This is a genomic window from Chryseobacterium sp. Leaf394 (assembly GCF_001424105.1).
Taxonomy (GTDB): Bacteria; Bacteroidota; Bacteroidia; order Flavobacteriales; family Weeksellaceae; genus Chryseobacterium.
The window spans coordinates 29,316-50,238 of record NZ_LMQH01000012.1 but is presented as its reverse complement, the minus strand read 5'-3'; the positions used below and the strand labels follow the sequence as shown (position 1 = coordinate 50,238).

The window sequence follows — 20,923 nt, the reverse complement described above, 5'->3', positions numbered from 1 at the left end:
TTTCAATATAATGATGAAATTAATTTTTATTGTTGCTGCGATCCCAGCTTGTCCCAGATCTCGATTCTGTAGTCATCGATGTCTGCATTATCCTGCAGACTCTTCATCCATGCCTGCCCAAACATCCCTGCATTTCTCTGGCTGATAGATTCTGTAAACTGTTTTACATCACCTGCCTGCTTATTTACAGTTTCAGATTTTTTCACCAAAACGTAAACTCCGGTTCCACCTTCGATAGGATTTGAAACTTTACCTTTCTGAATACCAAATGCTGCACCTGCTACTTTAGGCTCCATAGCTCCTGCCACTGAAGGTTGAAGAATGTTTACCTGAGCAGACTGTTTTGTAACTGCAAACATTTTAGCTACCTGATCAAGGCTTGAAGCTTTACCGATTTTCTCAGCGATCTTTTTAGCAGCCAATTTATTCTGAACGATAGTTTCAATCTGGCTTCTTACAGATTCCGGATCAGCAAGACCTTTATCCTGTTTTCCGTTCAGATAAACTACAATTTTATCTCCTGTTCCTTCTACCGTAAACAATTCAGTATCTCCTTTTTCTCTTTTCCTGTCGAAAGCCCATGTAAGGATTTCAGGATCTTTATCTGTTCCCAAACCTTGAATCTGCCCGTCAAATCTTTTAGCCTGAGCAGCATTGGTGTACTGGAAACTTCCTTTTTTAGCAATATTTACAAAATCATTGAAAGATTTCCCTTCCACCTGCTGAATAAATCTTCTTGAGTTTTTATCCACTAAGTTTTCAGTAGCTTCAGATGCTTTTACAGCTTTTACAAGGTGAGCAATTTTATAGCCCATTGTCCCTGCTTTTTTATCTTCAACATTGATGATGTGGTAACCAAATTCTGTTTCTGCAAGACCGGTAGAACCTTTCGCATTGCCTGCAAGGAAACTCAGGTATCCCGGAGCAAACTGGCTCTGAGGTGTTGTCCAGCCCACGCTTCCGTTTCTTTCTACTGCATTCGGTTCGTCTGATAACTTCAGACCTTCTGCAAATTTTGCAGGATTACCTTTAATTGCAGCAAGTAAGCTGTCTGCAATTTTCTTCGCAGCTTCTTTAGTTCTCGTTGCTGTAGATCTTTCAGCTCCTTTGTAAGAAATCAAGATATGTTTTGAAAGAGTAGAATCTGAAGGTTTTTTATCTAAAACTTTTGAAACTACATAAAAATCCTGCTCTTTGTAAGGACCGAAAGCCTGTCCGACAGCTGCAGTTTCAATTTTGCCCTGAAGCGCCTGCGGAACCTGATTTGCCTGAACATACTGATTGTTGAAAGGTACATCAGAATTTGCCAAAACAAAAAGTGAATCACTTGCTGTGTTTGTAAAGTTTTCTCCACTTTCAGTTCCTGTATATAATCTGTTGATTTCCTTTAGTGCGGCAGCATCATCAGCAGCACTCGGTTTTGCCGGGAAATATACCACACCAAGATTTCTGCTTGGTTCTGTTTTGAACATTACAGGATGTTGGTCGATATAATTTTTTAAATCTTCAGTAGTAACTTTGATTTTGTTTTTTGCAAGATATGATGTGTAATCTACCTTTACGAAATCAATGTCAGCAAGCTGATCTCTCTGCCTCATCAATTCTTCCGCTTCTTTTTTGCCTGTGGTAATTCCTGTCGAGATATTGGCAAACACCTGTCTTGCCATGATTCTGTACTCGATAGATTTTCTGGTTTTCAACCACTGGCTGAATCCCTGAGGGTTTGTATTCTGAAGAGTCTCAATTTCTTTTTTAAGCTCCTGAAGTTTGAAGTTTCCTTTTTCGTCAAAAAGCTGCTGGTTCTGAGCAAACATCTGATCGTACTGAAGCTGGCTCCAGAATAAATCGTCAGTCATTTCAAAGCCCATTTTTTCAAACTGCTGCTTGATCAGTTTAGACTGCACCAATAATTGCCAAGCCTGCTCCTCAAGACCATTCTGTGGCTGACCCTGGTTTTTCGCCTGTTCCTGCAATACAAATAGCTGGTCGTTAAACTCTTCACGGGTTATCTTCTCACCATTTACCTTTCCTAAAACATCAGGATTTTTACCAAAAACCTTCTCGATACTTTCGGGGTTTACTAAAAATGCTAAAAGTGCAAGTGCAATAATCCCCATCAATAGCCAAGGTTTACTCCTAATCTGTCCTAAAATTGCCATTTTATAATATAGTTTTATATAGTCTGCGAAAATACACATTTTTAAGAAATTAGCACAATGTAAGTTGCTTTTTTAGGTTTTAAAATTTATTTTTTATCTAAAAAGGAAATTTTGACCGCTTTTTTTAATTAAAACTAAATGGCATATCAATTGACAATTTATACTTTCCGGAATCTCAGGCCTTGTGATAAAAGCTTTTCTCAGATTCCTGCAAATAACCAATTAAATAGAATGACAATTTGTCATTGAAAATAGTATGACAGAATTTGAAGATATAGATTTTGACGAAATCTTAGGAGGAGGTTTTGATATTGTGACCGAGGGAATCGATATTTCAGACTTTTCCGAAACAGATAAAAATGCTGAACAGAAAGTTTTTCCAATTCTTCCCGTTAGAAATATGGTAATGTTCCCGCAGGTGGTAATCCCTATTACAGCAGGCAGGAAAACATCCATTCAGCTTTTAGAAGAGGCGCAGGCAAACGGTGAATTCATCGGTGTCGTAAGCCAGAAAAATTCTGAAATAGAAAATCCCGAAGAAAAAGATCTTTATACTACGGGAACTTTAGCAAAAATCATTAAGATCATCAAGCTTCCGGAAGGTAATATCACAGCAATTACAAAAGGTTTTCACCGTTTTAAAATAAAGAAAATTGTTGAGCAGCGACCTTACTTCAAGGGCGAAATAACCAGGCTGAAAGATACCAAACCAAAAAATAAAGAAGAGTACGAGGCACTTCTTGAGAATATTAAGCATCTGGCTTTAAAAATTATTGATCTCGATCCCGGTATTCCGAACGCTGCAAGTTTTGCCATAAAAAATATAAACAGTAACGACGATTTACTGAACTTTATCTGTTCCAACGCCAGTTTTTCTTCCGGCGAAAAGCAAAAGCTTCTGGAGGAGAAAAGCCTTTTGGAGCGAGCAAAAAAATGCTACGAGATGATGCATGAAGACTTCAGAAAGCTGGAGCTCAGAAATCAGATCCATCAGAAAACATCTAAAGATCTCGACAAGCAGCAGAGAGAATATTTTCTGAATCAACAGATCAGAACCATTCAGGATGAATTGGGTGGCGGACCCGAAAGCGATGTTGAAGAGCTTTTAAAAAAGGCGAAAGACAAAAAATGGAATCAGGAAGTTGAGGATCATTTTGATAAAGAAATTTCAAGACTTCAGAGACAGAATCCGAATTCTCCCGACTACAATGTTCAGAGGAACTACCTTGATTTCTTTGTAGATCTGCCGTGGGATAACTACTCTAAAGATGTTTTTGATATTGCAAAGGCTGAGAAAATTTTAGATAAAGCCCATTTCGGTCTTGAAGATATCAAGAAAAGAATTTTAGAACACATGGCTGTTCTGAAACTTAAAAACAATATGAAGTCGCCGATTCTTCTTTTGGTTGGCCCTCCGGGAGTTGGTAAAACTTCTTTAGGGAAGTCGATCGCAGATGCTTTAGGCAGAAAATATGTGCGTCTTTCTTTAGGAGGACTTCACGATGAGAGCGAAATCCGCGGTCACAGAAAAACCTATATCGGTGCGATGGCGGGAAGAATTATTCAGTCAATCAAAAAGGCAGGAACTTCAAATCCGGTAATCGTTTTGGATGAAATGGATAAAATTGCGCAAGGTCTTCATGGTGATCCGAGCTCGGCTTTGCTTGAAGTTTTGGATCCTGAACAGAATAATTCTTTCTACGATAATTTCCTTGAGCTAGGTTATGATTTGTCTAAAGTGATGTTCATCGCAACGGCAAATTCATTGTCAACGATTCAGACGCCCCTTTTAGACAGAACCGAAATCATTCAGATTGCCGGCTATACTTTAGAGGAAAAAATTGAGATTGCCAAAAGACATTTAATTAAAAAGCAGCAGGACGAAAATGGTTTGGATTCAAAATCATTCAAACTCGGAAATGCTGAACTGAAACATATCGTAGAAGCTCACACGTCGGAAAGCGGTGTGCGTTCTCTTGAAAAAAGGATTGCAGGGATTGCCCGTTGGGTTGCTCTGCAGACCGCTCTGGTAAAAGAATATGATCCAAAAATCTCCATTGATAAAGTAGATGAAATTTTAGGAGTTCCACGACCGAAAAATATTTCTGAGATCACAGATTCACCGGGAGTAGTGACTGGTCTGGCATGGACAAGCGTGGGCGGAGACATTCTCTTCATCGAAAGTATTCTCAGCAACGGGAAAGGCGCCTTGACGATGACCGGAAATCTGGGAACGGTGATGAAAGAATCTGCAACCATTGCACTGGAGTATATCAAAGCAAAACATGAAGAACTGGGAATTGATGAAGATTTAATTGAAAAGAAAAACGTTCACGTACACGTACCTGAAGGTGCTACACCGAAAGACGGTCCGTCTGCAGGAATTGCGATGCTTTCGTCTATGATTTCTTCGTTTACCAACAAAAAACTTCGACCTCATCTTGCCATGACCGGAGAAATTACCCTTCGTGGAAAAGTGCTTCCTGTGGGCGGAATTAAAGAAAAACTTCTTGCCGCAACAAGAGCGGGAATTAAGGAGGTCATTCTTTGTGAAGCCAACCGCAAAGATGTGAATGAAATCAAACAGGATTACATCAAAAACATGAAGGTGCATTACGTCAACAGAATGGAGGAGGTCATTGATATTGCATTAGAAAAGTAACCAAAGTTTTTTGTAACAAAATTTTGGGCGTATCCCTTTGCATTGCCACGCTCAACGCTGGCAGGGTTCGAAACCCTGCCAGCGTTCCCCACGCTTCATGCAAACGGGTCGGGCTATCCGCTATATCTTTTGCTCGTCGTTCCTCCTTACAAAAGGATGCCGCTTCTATCCCTTACGCAGAATGCAGGCAGTTGAGTTTGGGTTTCAAAATTAAAAATAGAATTTAAATTACATCAGGCACGCTGAAAGGCGTGTTTTTTGTTTATGCCACTTCAGTGTTTGCTTATTCTTAAACACAGATTTCCAAATGAATATACTTCGACTTCCTTTTCTTCAGAAACTCGCACTTGCTGTCATCTCAATTATTGGGATTGGCTATCTTATGAGTCTTGGGCAGAGTATTCTGGCTCCTTTTTTTCTGGCATTTCTGATGGCGATGCTGTTTTTACCATTTGCCACTTTTCTGGAGAGGAGACTGAGGTTTCCGAGGTCATTTTCTACTTTGGCGTCGGTCTTCGTGCTTATTATTTTTTTAGCTGGACTGATCTACTTTTTTTCAACTCAGATTTCAGGGTTTACCAATGATATTCCAAAATTGAGATCCCAGTTCACCAGTGTTTTCGAAGATTTGCAGCAGTGGGTTTCCAGAACTTTTAATGTGAAAATCAAGGAGCAGTTTGACTATATCGATCAGGGTGTGGGGAAAATACTTTCTTCCTCAGGTCTGATTTTAGGCTTTACATTCGGGATTTTCTCAAGCGGTCTGGGGTTTTTAGCTTTTTTCATTCTGTTTTTCATTTTTATTTTAAATTACAGAAGAATTTTAAACCGGTTTATTATTAATGTTTTTAATGAAAAGCATCAGAACAGCGTAATGGAAGCCGTTTTTGAAGTAAGAGTAATGACGAAGCAGTACATTATTGGTTTATTCATTCAAATCATCATCGTTTCTGTACTCACAACTATTTTGCTGAGTATTTTAGATGTAAAATATGCTATTCTCTTAGGGGTTCTCACCGGACTGCTTAATGTAATTCCATACATCGGAATCTGTATTTCACTTTTGATTTCCTGCTTCATTGCGTTTGCCACGGGCACGGTTTCAGACTGTGTTTATACGGCTATCGGTTATGTGATTATTCATGCCATCGACGGAAATATTGTGCTTCCTTTTGTGGTAGGTTCCAAAGTGAAGATCAATGCTTTGTTTTCTTTCATAGGTATAATTATCGGTGAACATTTGTGGGGGATTTCTGGGATGTTGCTCTGTATTCCTGCGATTGCGATCATTAAAATTGTTTTTGAGAGAGTTGAAGGACTTCAGGCATGGGGCAGACTTCTGGGTGAAGATCAGAAACCTGACAAAAAGAAGAGAAAATATAAAATTTCAAAGAACATTACTTTTGAAGAAAAGGATTAAGTTTTTGATTCCCAATAATTTAATTTTAAAATTGAAAATTCTGCGGGTATGATAACATAAACTTCGGTAATGATAAGTCTTTTTTATTTACATGATATAAATTTGCAGAAAATTTAAATCAATTTAGAATAAATAAAAATAAGATTGTTATGTGTGGAAGTTTATACTCATCGGCAGTGAAATTGGGCTTTGCCGTTTTGGTGCTGTTTGTTGCAGGAAATAATGATGTAAATGCCCAACAGTGGGAAAATGTAGGTTCATCGGCAAATGTCTCAGCGGGTGGAAGCAGTTTTAATAATTTAGTGGTAGACAATACAGGTAATTATTATCTTTCCTATTATGATGTTTCGGTTCAGAAAGGATCTGTTCAGAAATTTAACGGAACTGCATGGTCTTACGTTGGCGGAAGTGCTGGAATTACCAATAGTTTTGCGACATACAACTCACTTTCCATTAATACTGCAGGAACTGATCTTTATTACACCAATCAGGGAAGCGGTTTGGAAGTCCGTCATTTTAACGGAACTTCATGGACTCAACTGGCAAGTGCAGCGACTTCTACAATCAACTATCACGCGTCGGCGGTTGCTCCCTCAGGAGTTTTGTTTACGTACAGTACGCTCGGTTCGGGAACGGTAAAAAGATTGGTCAACGGAATCTGGGAACAGGTGGGGAATGCCGGCTTTTCAAATGGTGCTGCCTTCGCAGAAATGGTGATAGGAACCAACAACAAAGTCTACACATCCAATGTGGCGAGTGGTGTACGTGTTTACGAAAATACAACCACAGCAGTGTCATCAGATCCATGGGCATTGGTTGGCGGAAGCATTGTAGATGCGGCATCTTCCGGCGAGCAGTACACTTCTGATATTGCAATTGATTCTAATAATAATCTGTATGTTGCTTACGTTTCAAACTCAGCAAATTCCAGAAAGGTTAATGTAAAAAAATTTAATGGAACTTCATGGGAACAGGTTGGAAACGCTTATTTTTCCGCAGGCGGCGTACAGCACGTTGCTTTGGCAGTTACTTCATCAGGTAAACCTTACGTGGTGGCAAGCCGTTGGGAGAATGATAATTTTTTAAGAAATACTGCGTATCAGTTAGATTCAGCATCAAATACCTGGTCAACTTTCGGAGGAGATTTTATTTCCGATGGTGAGGCGACTTATAATGATTTGGCAGTTGATAATGTGAATAATTATCTTTTGTTAGCTTACTCACAGGGAAATACAAAAGTGAAGCGTATTACAATTCCGTCTCCGTCATCGAACAGTTCTTGCAACAATACCGATCCTGGAACTAATGTTGGCGATCTGGGATGTGTGACATTTAATTACAAAGGTCAGTCAGTAACGTACACAACCGTAAGAGGTGCCGACGGTAAAATCTGGCTTCAGCAGAACCTGGGAAGCTCGCAGGTGGCGACTTCACTTTCTGACGCTGATTCTTACGGCGATCTTTTCCAGTGGGGAAGATGGGACGACGGCCATCAGGTAAGAAATTCATCAACAGCTAATGCTCCTTCACCAAATTCACCTAATGGATTGAACAGTTCTTCATCTTTTATTCTCGGATCATGGTGGGGCGGAAATGACCTTAATGATCAATGGACAGCAACATCCAATTCAGTCACAGCTGTAAACGGAGCTGATCCCTGTAAAGCCGTTGGTCCCAATTGGCAAATGCCTTCACAGGCCGACTGGACTGCAGTTAAAAATGCAGAAGGAATCAATAATCCTGCAACAGCCTACGAAAGCAAACTCAAACTTCCTGCCGGTGGAAACAGATCTTTCACTGATGGTTCTTTCGGATTTGTAGGTCAGAGAGGGTATTTCTGGAGCTCAACTCCTACAGGTTTAGGAGCAAAATATCTGTACGTAGGAACAACCATTGGAAATCCCTCAGCCGGAGCTCCAAGAGGTCAGGGGTCTTCCGTAAGATGCATAAAACCTGCAAGTGATGCTTTAAGTGTAACTGATTTTTCTAAAAATAATTCAGTTGGCATTCATCCAAACCCAACCAACGGGATTCTGTATATCAAATCAGATTCTCAGGTTCAGAATATTTCTGTAAGCAATTTTGTGGGACAAAAAATGGTTGCGGAATTTAGAAATAATCAAATCGATATGACATTTTTAGTTAAAGGAATCTATATCGTGGAAGTCGAGTTCAAAAACGGACAGAAAGTTTCAAAAAAAATCATTAAAAACTAAACACAAATTTTATAATAAACACCAGTCACACTGTTTTAATCATTAATTTTTACATGAAGCTCATCTCCGGATGGGCTTTTTATTTTCTCTAAATGATAAATTATCAGTAGGAGTGATTTTCGTTTTAATATTTATTGTAGATTCGCTAAAAATAGTACTTTATGAAAAGAATACTTATACCCTTTTTTCTGTTGATTGTCGCTAATATTTTTGGGCAGATTTCTTATACAATTTCTCCCAATCCTTTCAACGAAACACAGCAGATCACACTTACCGTTCCCGGAAATCAGATTGATGAAGCGGCTTGGGGTGTTGTGAATAATGCAGTTTATATCTGGTCATGGTCATTGGATCAGAATTACGCCAACAGTCAGGACTGCCCGACTAACGGAACATGGGGGAATTCAAATGAAACAAACCGTTTGGCTTACAATGCAGGAACAGATTCCTACTCGCTTACATTTACGCCGACAACATTTTACAACAGAACCAACATCGGCAGATTTGGTTTCCTGTTGAAAACAAAAACAGGAAGCAGTCAGACTTCACCTGATATTTATGTGAATGTCGGAACATTAAATTTAAATATGACCAGCCCGGCAGCCAACAGCATTACCAGTGTTGCAGCAGGAAGTTCAATTAATATTTCTGCGACAGCAACCACAGCGGCAACTTATCAGCTGAAAGCCAACGGAGTGGTTGTTCACTCAACTTCAGTGGCTTCAACGTCGTATTCTTACAATTACACAATGGTAGCTGATGCCGATATGGAACTGATTGCAACTGATGCCAACAATACTGTCAAGAACAGAACTTTTGTTCTTCAGACTCCAAGAAATGTAGTTTCAGAAGCAATTCCTACATGGATAAAGCAGGGAATTAACTACCATCCTACAGATCAGACTAAAGTGGGATTGGCTCTGTACGCACCGTTCAAAAATTTCGTTCATGTGATCGGAAGTTTTAATGGATGGGCGGTCAATGATTCTTACTTAATGAAACGGGATACAACAAATCCGGATTTGTACTGGATTGAGCTATCAGGACTTACTGCACAGCAGCTCTATACTTTCCAGTACAGAACCAATGATTTAAAGAAAGTGGCAGATCCTTTTTCTCCACAGATTCTTTCGTCGTATGATGATCAGTATATTTCGGCAACCACTTATCCTAATTTACCAGCTTTCCCTGCAGGACAGGGCTTTGAAGTTTCTATGTTTAAAACGGGTGAAACAGCTTATCCGTGGCAGGTAACCAATTTTACAAGACCCAACAAGGAGAATCTTGTTATTTATGAGTTGCTTTTGAGAGACTTCACGGCAGAAAAAAACTGGCAGTCGTTAATCAATAAAATTTCATATTTAAAAACTTTAAATATCAATGCAATCGAGCTGATGCCGATTATGGAATTTGAAGGAAATATATCATGGGGTTACAACACATCATTCCATTACGCAATTGATAAAGCTTACGGAACTCCGGCGAAATTTAAAGAATTCGTAGATCTTTGTCACCAGCAGGGAATCGCCGTTATTCTCGATGTTGCCTTCAATCATGCGACAGGAAGAAATCCGCTGGCGAGACTTTGGAATGTAGATCCGGATGGTGACGGTTATGGAGATATCGCTGCCAATAATCCTTATTTTAATACAGTTCCGAAACATTCTTATAATGTTTTTAATGATTTCAATCACAGCACAGCTGCAACAAAATACTATGTTGAAAGATGTCTTCAGCAATGGCTTACAGAATATAAAGTTGACGGTTTCCGTTGGGATTTAACCAAAGGTTTTACCCAGAACTGTACTGAAAATGACGAAACCTGCACCAACGCCTATCAGCAGGACAGAGTAGATGTTCTGAAGTATTATGCAGACAAACAGTGGGCTATAGATCCTAATTCTTATATGATATTTGAGCACCTCGGAACTGACGCCGAAGAGCAACAGTGGGCAAACTACAGAGTAGCGGAAGGAAAAGGTGTCATGCTTTGGAACAACCAGAACGGTCCATACAACCAAAATACCATGGGTTACAAAGATAACAGCAGTTTTGACCGTATGGATCACGAACTGCACGGTTTTACCAATAATTATACAGTAGGTTTTGGTGAAAGCCATGACGAGGAAAGATTAATGTTTAAAAATCTGGCTTACGGAGCAAGCAGCGGCGGTTACAATGTAACCACTTTGAATACAGCTTTAAACAGAATGAAAACTTTCGGAGCAACATTCTTTACTGTTCCCGGCCCGAAAATGATCTGGCAGTTTGGAGAATTGGGCTATGAATTCAGCATCAACAGATGTCCGGACGGAAGCATCAACAACGCCTGCCGTACAGATGAAAAGCCTGTAGCTTTCACTTTAGGTTATGACACCAATCCGAACAGAAATTCTATTTACACTACATGGTCGCAGATTATTAATTTAAGAAATATTCACCCTGTTTTTAAAACGAAAACGTACACTGTAGAATCCAACAATCTGACGAATGATGTGGACGGTCTGGTAACAAGGATTTATCTTCAGGACAACACCGTTGCCGGAATGAAAAATGTTTTAGTTTTAGCGAATTACGGACTTACCACAAGAAATATAGTTCCTTATTTCCCATACGCCGGACAGTGGCAGAATCTAATGGATAACTCTTCATACACTGTATCGTCCACCACAGCTCCGATCAGTCTGGAACCGGGGGAATTCAGAATTTACGGAAATGCCGCAGGAACTCTGTCAACATCTGAGCAGAATTTAGAAAACAGACTTTCGCTTCAGATTGCCGATAATCCTGTGAAAAATAAAGTGGCAAAACTGATTTATCATAAAGTTAAAAACGGAGAAATTACCATTTACGACATGACCGGTAAAAAGATGAATTCTTATCAACTCAAAACTGAAAATGGTACTTTAGAAATCAACACCAATTATCCTTCAGGAACTTATCTGGTTCATTTAAAATCTGAAACCGGAGTTTCTATTGAAAAAATGATCGTGAAGTAATATTTAATTGATTAAAAATATCCTAACATCAGCCCTGCCAGCGTTTCAAACGTTGGCAGGGCTTTTTGTTTTAAAAAGAAGTATTTTTAAACACAATAATAAATATTAGAATGAAAATACAATATCTGCTCTTTTTTATTTTGGTAATATCATGCAAATCCCAACATAATCCAAATATTCGTGATAAGGATTTTAAACCAATATTTATAACTTCTGAATTAAAACGGTCAGTTGTTAGTGAGCTTGAGCAACAATTGGAAGCAAATCAGAAACAGCAATATAGAATTTCAGAGCATATTAATTTTATTAAGTCAAAAGACGATTCTTTTTTGGAAAAACAATTTTCAGTTTTAGGTCTTAAAAATAAAACTTTTAATTCTCAAAATGATTTTACTTTAATCATTAATTTTTCTAATACCGAAGGCCCTTATGAATATTTATATTTACTTAACGAAACCAAATGTCATTCTTATTTACTCACTGATGGTAAAAAAACACATTCAAAAAATGTGAAAGAATGTGAGAATAAATTAACTAAAATTAATTCTTTAAAAAATTCTTTAAAAAATAAAGAATTCGCCTTCAATCGAGATTTACTCATCATTTGGCGACTCAACGAAGGAAAATATGAACTACAGGTTTATCATGAAGTTACTGGTAAACAATTAGATTTGATGGAAAATATTTTTTATGATTCTAACAAATGAGAAATAAGATACAAAAGCTTATTAAAATGGTCTTTTGTTCTTCATTGTCAATTCCGTATCTTTGCAAACTAAATTTTTAATATGTCTAAGTCATTAATTCCAAAATTAGAAGCGATAAAACAGAGATATAATGAGGTAGCAGACCTTATTATACAGCCAGACGTAATTTCGGATCAGAAAAAATATTCTTCTTTAAACAAAGAATACAGCGATTTAGGAAAAATAGTACACGTTTACGACCAATATAAAAATGCTTTAGACAACATCGCGGAATCTGAGGAAATCATCGCAGATGGTTCAGACAGAGACCTTGTAGATATGGCTAAAGAAGAAAAAGTAGAGGCTCAGCAAAAACTTCCCGGTCTGGAAGAAGAATTGAAAGTTCTTCTGATTCCTAAGGATCCTACCGATGACAAAAACGTGATCGTGGAACTTCGTGCCGGAACCGGTGGCGATGAAGCGGCGATTTTCGTGGAAGACGTTTACAGAGCGTACACCATGTTTTTCAAAACAAAAGGCTGGAAGCATGAGATCACAGACTCCAGTGAAGCAGCAAAAGGATATAAAGAACTTATTCTGAAGATCGAAGGCGACGGGGTTTACGGAATTATGAAATTTGAATCCGGAGTTCACCGTGTACAGCGTGTTCCGGAGACAGAATCCCAAGGTCGTGTACACACTTCAGCAATCACAGTTGCGGTTTTACCTGAAGCTGAAGAGATCGATTTTGAATTAAATCCTGCAGATATCGAAATGCAGACTTCACGTTCAGGTGGAGCGGGTGGACAAAACGTAAACAAGGTTGAAACCAAAGTACAGTTGACGCACAAACCTTCAGGAATGGTAGTCGTATGTCAGCAGGCGCGTTCTCAGTTGGCCAACCGTGAGCTGGCGATGGAAATGCTCCGTACCAAATTATACGATATTGAAGTTCAGAAATCTGTCGGAGATATTGCGGCACAGCGTAAATCGATGGTTTCTACCGGTGACCGTTCTGCAAAAATCAAAACGTACAATTATCCCCAGGGAAGAGTTACAGATCACAGAATCGGTAAATCAATGTATAATCTTGATGCCTACATGAATGGTGATATTTCTGAAATGATCGACGCCGTAATCATGGCAGAAAATGCTGAAAAAATGAAAGGCGAAGAAGATAATTATTAAAATTTTCTTTCTTTATAAAAATCAAAGCTTCCGAATTTTTTTTGGAAGCTTTTTTGTGACCTGAATTCTATTTCGTAATCTTATTTTCCAGATTTTTAATATCCTTTCTCAATTCCAAAAATAAATCTTTCACATTATAATTCTGAGGATGATCTGCTTCAAATTCTTCAGGGAAAATACCGGATGTATACTGCCAGATTTCAACAATATTTTTCAGATCAATATCGTACGGATCATAAAATTCATTGTCGGCACTTACGGTGATTAAATTTTCTTTTTTAGCCTTAAATCTTTTATAGGTAATTCCATCATCCAGCGTGATGAAAATGTAGCTTTTGTTTGGTTTTAAATCCTCAATATTCTCAACATACTTTCCAATAATGTAGGAACCATCTCTGAACGGTGGCATAGAATCTCCCTGCGCCGGAAACGCCCGGTATTTTCCGTTGGTAAGAAACGGTAATGAAATCCGCTGTAAATTTTCGATATATTCAGGATCGCTGTAGCCGGACAAATAACCCATTGATGCTTTCTGTGGAATAATTTCAATGCTGTTATTTCCCGACTGATCGACGATGATGGGAAGCACGATTCTGTTGTCCGGAAGTTGCAGAATTTCGTCTAAGGGATATTTTTTAATATCAACAGTAAGAAGAAGATCAATACTGATATGAAAGTGTTTGGATATGTTAATCAATACATCATATGAGGGCTCAGAGCGACCATTTTCATATTTTGAATACCGATCACGACTGAGATTAAGCTTATCGGCAAAACCTTGTTGGGATAAATCTTTCTTAACCCTTAAAAACCTGATGTTATCTGAAAAAATTGACATTGGGACAAATTGTATCCACAAATATAATCATTTTGGGACAAATAGTATCTAATTTTGTAAAATGAAACGTGCAATTGTTCATATGGATATGGATACTTTTTTTGTGTCTTGTGAAAGACTACAAAATAGAGAACTCAAAGGAATTCCTCTTATCATCGGTGGAGGAGACCGTGGGGTTGTGGCGTCATGTTCCTATGAAGCACGGAAATTTGGAGTCCGTTCAGCAATGCCGATGAGGATGGCGTTAAGGCTTTGCCCTGATGCAAAAGTAGTTAAGGGAGATTATGAACTGTATTCCAGATTATCACATCTGGTCACCGAAGTTATTCAGGAAAGAGTTCCTGTAGTGGAAAAAGCAAGTATCGATGAATTCTACCTTGATCTCTCCGGGATGGATAAGTTTTTCGGCTGTTATCAGTGGACTAAAGAAATTTCTGCCGCCGTGACCAAAGAAACCGGTTTGCCGATAAGTTTTGCATTGTCGACCAACAAAACCGTTTCAAAAATCGGAACCGGAGAATCCAAGCCTGTCGGGAAGTTAGAAATCAAAGAATCAGAAATTCAACCTTTCCTGAATCCGCTGTCGGTAAAGAAAATTCCAATGGTGGGCGACAAAACATTTCAGCTTTTATCGAGAATCGGCATCAGAACCATTCAGACTCTGTCGGAAGTTCCTGTTTTGGTTTTACAGCAGATGATCGGCGTCAACGGAAAAGAATTGTGGAAAAAAGCCAATGGAATTGATGAAAATCCGGTTGTTCCCTATTCCGAAAGAAAATCGATTTCCACAGAAAGAACGTTCAGCACCGATACGATGGATCTGCTGGAACTGAAAAGACTGATTTCAGGTATGGCAGAAAAATTAGCCTATCAGTTAAGACAGGAAAAATGGCTGACTTCCACCATTGTTATTAAGATCCGCTATGCCAATTTCGATACCGAAACCAAACAGCATAGAGTAGCTTACACTTCTGCCGATCACACGTTGTCGAGAATTGCGCTGGAACTTTTTAATAAAGTATATACAAGAAGAATGCGCCTCAGACTCGTGGGTTTGCGCTTTACAGATCTCGTTCACGGAAATCATCAGATGAATCTGTTTGAAGATACCGAAGAGCAGATGAACCTTTACCAAACCATGGATTATCTTAAAAACCGCTTCGGGGCAGATGCTGTCGGCAGAGCTTCAGGATTTGATTTCGGAAAATAATTTTAAAAATTTTTATACAATGTTTCTCAATTGCCATTCTTTTCACAGTCTTCGCTACGGCACTTTATCGGTCATAGAACTGGTGAGGCAGGCTGAGGAATTGGGAATTAAAGAATTGGTTTTAACGGATATCAATACAGTAACTGCTATTTATGAATTTAAAAAAGAATGTGATAATGTCGGGATAAAACCCATTGCCGGAATTGAGGTAAGGAAAGAAAATAAACTTTTGTATATCGCCATTGCTAAAGAATTCAGTGGAATTGGTGAAGTCAATAAAATACTCACCGCTCACAATTGCTATGGCGTTGAACTTTCTGAAACGGCTCCCGAATTCGAGCGGGTTTTTGTCATTTATCCTTTAAGCAATATTCCGGAAAATTTAAAAGAAAATGAATTTATAGGCATCAGAGAAGAAGAATTGAATTTATTGATTCGCCCTGAATTTAAAGATAGAAGTCATAAAATGGTGGTGTTGCATCCGGTAACATTCAGCACCAAAAAAGAGTACAATCTGCACAGGATTTTAAGAGCCATCGATAACAATACGATTCTTTCAAAACTTAGTGAAGATGATGTCTGCCGAAAATCTGAGTATTTTACTTCTGAATTAAATTTAATAAAATCATTCGTACACTATCCGGAAATCATCAATAACACCACAGAAATTCTCGCGAAATGTGGTTTTGATTTCACCTATAAAGAACGCGGAAGTACAGAAAATAAGAATAAGAAATACTATTTAGAATCCCGGGAAGAAGATATAGCGCTTTTAAATACGCTCGCTTATGAAGGATTAGAAAAACGATATGGCTTAGAAGATGAGGTTGCCAGAAAAAGAGTTGAAAAAGAACTGAAAGTTATCGGTGATCTCAATTTCTCAGCCTATTTTCTCATCACCTGGGATATTGTGCAGCACAGCAACAAAATGGGCTTTATGCACGTTGGAAGAGGAAGTGGCGCCAACTCTATTGTAAGTTATTGCCTCGGGATTACAGATATTTGTCCGCTCGAGTTGGATTTATATTTTGAACGTTTTTTAAATCTTAACCGTACCGCACCTCCCGATTTCGACCTCGACTGGAGTTGGCAGGATCGTGATGCAATGCTCGAATATATTTTTACAAAGTATGATAAAGAACACGTAGCTTTCTGCGGAACCAATGTAGAGTTTAAATACAAGTCAATTTTTCGCGAGGTTGGAAAAGCTTTTGGCCTACCGAAAGAAGAACTGGATATTCTCGCCACAAAATCAGTGAATGAGCATCATTCGGATAAAATTGTAAAACAGGTATATGAATACGGAAAGTTATTGGAAAAATATCCCAATCAGCGAAGCATGCATGCCTGTGGAATTTTGATTTCTGAAGAGCCCATTACTAATTACACGGCTCTCGAGATGCCACCAAAAGGATTCCCAATCGTTCAGTTTGATATGTATGTGGCGGAAGATATTGGTTTGGAAAAATTTGATATTCTTTCCCAAAGAGGCCTCGGAACCATTAACGACACGGTAAAACTCATTAAAGAAACACAAGGGATTGATGTTGATATTCGGGATACGACACTTTCAAAAAACGAATCGGTTTGCAACGAATATTTGGCAGTCGGGAAAACGATTGGCTGTTTTTACATAGAATCTCCCGCCATGCGCGGACTTTTGCGGAGATTAAAATGCGAAGATTATATTACACTGGTTGCGGCTTCATCTATTATCCGTCCTGGTGTTGCACAAAGCGGAATGATGCGGGAGTATATTTTCCGGCACAATCATCCCGATCAGTTTGAATATTTCCATCCTATTTTTGAAGAACACCTCAAAGATACATATGGCATTATGGTATATCAGGAGGATGTTCTCAAAATCGCACAGTATTTTGGAGGCTTGAGCTTAGGTGATGGCGATATTCTGCGAAGAGCGATGAGTGGGAAAGGGAGATCTCTGTCTGCACTTCAGAAAGTGAAAACACATTTCTTTAAATCGTGCATCGCAAAAGGGCATTCTATTGAGCTTACGACCGAAGCTTACCGGCAAATTGAATCTTTCGCAGGATATTCTTTCTGTAAAGCGCACTCAGCTTCTTATGCCGTGGAAAGTTATCAGAGCTTGTATTTAAAAGTGTATTACCCTTTGGAATTCATGGTTTCGGTAATCAATAATCAGGGCGGGTTTTACCGTACCGAAGTTTATATTCACGAAGCGAGAATGTCGGGAGCGATCGTGCAGAATCCCTGTGTGAATACAAGCGAATTTCAGACGGTTTTAAAAGGAAAAGAAATTTATCTGGGCTTTATGGTTTTGCAGTCACTCGAAACTAAAGTTGCTCAAATGATTTCTGAAGAGCGTGAGAACAACGGCTGTTATAAATCTTTGGAAGACTTTATCAGACGCATTTCTATTGGTATCGAAACCATTCAGATCCTTATTTTTATTGGTGCTTTCAGATTTACCGGAAAGCAGAAAAATGAACTGTTGATCGAGGCGAGATTGCTGCTGATCAATTTCAAACCTGAAAACCGAAATTTAATGCTCATCGAAGAACCTGCGCAGGATTATAAACTTCCGGAACTTAAAAGGGAACGCTTCGAGGATGCCTTTGATGAACTGGAAATTATAGGATTTCCCGTTTCCTGCAGTCCGTTTGATTTGCTGGAAACAAAATACCGCGGGGCTGTTTTTGTAAAAGATCTGTTGAAATTTCACAAAAGACAGGTGAAAATGCTGGCATATTTGATTTCGAGAAAACACGTCCCTACAAAAAAAGGATCGATGTTTTTCGGAACATGGATCGATGTAAACGGAGATTATTTTGATACCGCACATTTTCCGGACAGTTTGAAAGAATATGATTTTCAGGGTGGCGGATGTTATCTTTTGCTCGGAACAGTGGAAGTAGATTATCATTTTCCGACCATTACCATTCACAAGATGGCAAAAATGCCGATGATTCCAGATCCGCGATATGCTTACGACGAACAGAAAAAATATGATGCGCATCGGTTGGTTCGTGAAGACGTCAGCATGACCTCAAGAAAACCTTATCCGCAGGCGCATGAAATCAACTTGCCGAGACAGAAATTCAATTAATATTTATAGCTTGTCTAAAAGTTATATCAACCACAAAAGTCACAAAAGTTTAAGGCTGAATTTAAAGTTTAATATAGGTTGCAGAGGAGTTCAAATAAGCTTTGGATTTCAGCTTTGTGAATTTTTTCTTTTAAAACAATAACTTAAAGAAACTTTTGGATTTTTTTACTTTGTCGAAAAAGCATTCATCAACTTTGAGGAAATTATTGATTTGCTGTGATGGATTTGTTGTTTAAATAAATGTTCGTTTCATCATAAACAAAGTCAACAGTCATTTTGTCATTCCGGAGGAATCTCAACACACTGAAAATAAAAGAGTTTAAATTCCTCAGGAATGACAATCATATTTGTAAAAACTATGTTATTACTGACAGCAATATCCGATAATGTTTAAAAAAGTTTTCAGGTTAAAAAATATTTTCAAGCCGGTCAGCTTCCAACTTCCATCACCCAGCTTCCGGCTCCATTACTTTTTCTCATACTTCCAGTTTCTCCCTTTTCCTTCAGAAATCCATTCCAAAGCCTGATCCATTCTTTTGTCTCGGGTTGTTTCGGTCTTGGCATCGATAATCCAGTTGATGTATTCTTTTCTGAATGAGGGTGATGCTTTTCCGAAAACTTCAAGAGCTTTTTTGTTTTGGCTTAAAGCATTTTGAAAATATTCAGGAACTTCAATTTCGGTTTTTGAAGGTGCGGATTTTTTCAGTTTAACGCCCATGTCGGTCAGTTCCATAGCTTCGAGAATAATTTTCTTGAGCTGAGGCCGCTTAGGAAGTTCTTCCATTTTGGTAATCTTGCCAAGGCTGAACATGTTGGTTTGTTCGGCATTAGTTTCAAGATTTTTTATAGTCTGCATTTCACCGTGAAGCCAAAATCCCATGCTGCAATACTGTTTAAACGAAACCATCGAGCAGAGAATTTTTCCTTTGTACATAAATGTCGGAAATTTCCACTTGATGGCTTCTTCAATTTCCGGAGAACATTCGTGTACGACTTCTCTGATGAGGTTTAAAATCGGTTGTGCAAAATCAGGTGCTTTTTCAATATACTCATCAACTTTCGGATTGTATTTTTCCATGATTTTAATTTTAAAAAGTTGAAATAGTAAGGACTTTTAGTTTTTAAGTTTTTTAGGATCAGATACATTTTAATTTAGCGAGCTGCTTAAAATGTCTTTAAATATTTCCTTAATTTTTTATTTAAACTTCGTGCTTAACATTTTTAACTTCAACCTCAACCTTAACCTCAACCTTAACTTAAAAACTTCACAGTTTCATTAACTAAAAACCTCACCTGATCCGGCCTTCCTCTGTCTGTTTTAGGCAAATTATTATAGCTTCCGGTTCTTACAATCACCATATTATGTTCAGGAACCATGATGATGTATTGCCCCTGAAGTCCGAGGAAATAATAATGTTTAATTGGATTGTCATTATTGATCCAGAATCCCATTCCGTAAATTTCACTGGATTTTTTGGTCGGGCTTTTCATTTCACTGATGAATTGGCGATTAAGTAATTGCTGCCCATCAAATTCCCCATCATTCAAAAATAACTGTCCAAGCTTGGCAAAATCTCTGGAAGTCGCGTGAATACAGCAATAGGTCTTTTCCATACCGCTTTGATCAGTGCTCCAGATGGCATTCTGCTCCATTCCCAGTGGAATCCAGAATTTTTCAGATAAATAACTTGAAAGCGTTTGTCCAACAGCTTTTTTTACTGCAAATCCTAAAAGTTGCGTCGAACCACTTTGGTACTCAAATCGTTCACCAGATTTTTCTTTAAATTTTCTTTTAAACGTAGCATCAATAAGGCTTTTTCCATAATAAGCCTTGGCATTGGGACGGAAAGGATTTTTATAATCTTCATCCCAGTCTAAGCCGGATTCCATCTGAGCCAGATTTTTTAAAGTTAAATTTTCAGCTGAAGTTTTGGTTTTAAATTCATCAAAATAATCTGAAAATTTACCGTTAATGTTTTTTATTTTTCCTTCTTCCAGAGCTTTACCCAAAAGCATCACCGTAACAGCTTTTGCCATCGAAAAAGAATTAGTCAGAGAAATTTTGTTATAGCCTTTCCAATACTGTTCGTGCACCAGTTTTCCATCTTTAATTACTAAAAATGAGGCAGTGTTTCCAATATTTAAATCATCAACTATATTTTTCGGTAGATCTGTTTTGTTGTAATTATCAGCTTTTACCCAGGGTTTCGGAGATTTAGTTTCAATAACATTTTTACTGAAGAATTTACCATCGTCAATGTGAGCACTGGCTTTGCCTTTCAGATAAGTTTTAGATATTCCGTTGATGAGGTAGCCGTAATCTAAAATGTAAACAATTGCCGTCAGCAGGACGAGAAATACAATGAAATAAATGAAAACTGCCATAAAAAATGTTCCTGAAACAAATTTAAACTAATTTTAAAATATTGACTGAAAATGATTTATTTTTGTGAATAT

Annotated in this window: 12 protein-coding genes; 8 read left to right on the top strand and 4 right to left on the bottom strand. The window is 38.2% G+C overall.

Translation table 11 applies throughout. The annotated features are described in order from the left end of the window. Positions 1–26 precede the first annotated feature (26 nt). The gene (locus ASG21_RS15620) at positions 27–2,159 is read right to left on the bottom strand and encodes a peptidylprolyl isomerase (protein WP_056082589.1); all 2,133 of its coding nucleotides are present in this window, start codon (positions 2,157–2,159) and stop codon (positions 27–29) included. 256 nt (positions 2,160–2,415) lie between these two features. On the opposite strand from ASG21_RS15620, the gene lon reads away from it, so the two are divergent. From lon to prfA, 6 genes are all read left to right on the top strand, one after another. Further along, the gene (lon, locus tag ASG21_RS15615; protein ID WP_056082586.1) at positions 2,416–4,821 is read left to right on the top strand and encodes an endopeptidase La; all 2,406 of its coding nucleotides are present in this window, start codon (positions 2,416–2,418) and stop codon (positions 4,819–4,821) included. Positions 4,822–5,128: 307 nt separating this feature from the next. Continuing rightward, a complete protein-coding gene (locus ASG21_RS15610; protein WP_056082583.1) occupies positions 5,129–6,241 on the top strand; it encodes an AI-2E family transporter in 1,113 nt (370 codons plus the stop codon). Between the two features lie 149 nt (positions 6,242–6,390). Next, positions 6,391–8,457, top strand: coding sequence for a T9SS type A sorting domain-containing protein (locus tag ASG21_RS15605; protein ID WP_056082579.1), 2,067 nt, complete (start codon positions 6,391–6,393; stop codon positions 8,455–8,457). 161 nt (positions 8,458–8,618) lie between these two features. Continuing rightward, positions 8,619–11,456 carry an alpha-amylase family glycosyl hydrolase gene (locus ASG21_RS15600; protein WP_056082577.1) on the top strand — a complete coding sequence of 946 codons (2,838 nt, stop codon included), beginning with the start codon at positions 8,619–8,621 and terminating at the stop codon, positions 11,454–11,456. Between the two features lie 110 nt (positions 11,457–11,566). Further along, positions 11,567–12,163 (top strand): hypothetical protein, encoded by a 597-nt coding sequence (locus ASG21_RS15595; protein WP_128414334.1) that lies wholly within the window; start codon positions 11,567–11,569, stop codon positions 12,161–12,163. Between the two features lie 81 nt (positions 12,164–12,244). After that, positions 12,245–13,330, top strand: coding sequence for a peptide chain release factor 1 (gene prfA / locus ASG21_RS15590; RefSeq protein WP_056082571.1), 1,086 nt, complete (start codon positions 12,245–12,247; stop codon positions 13,328–13,330). A gap of 67 nt (positions 13,331–13,397) precedes the next feature. Here prfA and ASG21_RS15585 read toward each other — a convergent pair whose 3' ends face one another. After that, on the bottom strand, positions 13,398–14,168 hold the full coding sequence (locus ASG21_RS15585) for a LexA family transcriptional regulator (protein ID WP_056082568.1): 771 nt from the start codon (positions 14,166–14,168) through the stop codon (positions 13,398–13,400). Between the two features lie 61 nt (positions 14,169–14,229). Here ASG21_RS15585 and dinB point away from each other — a divergent pair, with 61 nt between their 5' ends. After that, positions 14,230–15,378, top strand: coding sequence for a DNA polymerase IV (dinB, locus tag ASG21_RS15580; protein ID WP_056082565.1), 1,149 nt, complete (start codon positions 14,230–14,232; stop codon positions 15,376–15,378). Positions 15,379–15,397: 19 nt separating this feature from the next. Continuing rightward, positions 15,398–18,466 carry a DNA polymerase III subunit alpha gene (dnaE, locus tag ASG21_RS15575; protein ID WP_056083755.1) on the top strand — a complete coding sequence of 1,023 codons (3,069 nt, stop codon included), beginning with the start codon at positions 15,398–15,400 and terminating at the stop codon, positions 18,464–18,466. Positions 18,467–18,932: 466 nt separating this feature from the next. On the opposite strand, the gene ASG21_RS15570 is transcribed toward dnaE, so the two are convergent. Then, entirely contained in the window at positions 18,933–19,544 is a 612-nt protein-coding gene (locus ASG21_RS15570; RefSeq protein ID WP_056082562.1) for a YdeI/OmpD-associated family protein, read from the bottom strand. 173 nt (positions 19,545–19,717) lie between these two features. After that, entirely contained in the window at positions 19,718–20,851 is a 1,134-nt protein-coding gene (locus ASG21_RS15565) for a serine hydrolase (RefSeq protein WP_056082560.1), read from the bottom strand. Positions 20,852–20,923 lie beyond the last annotated feature (72 nt).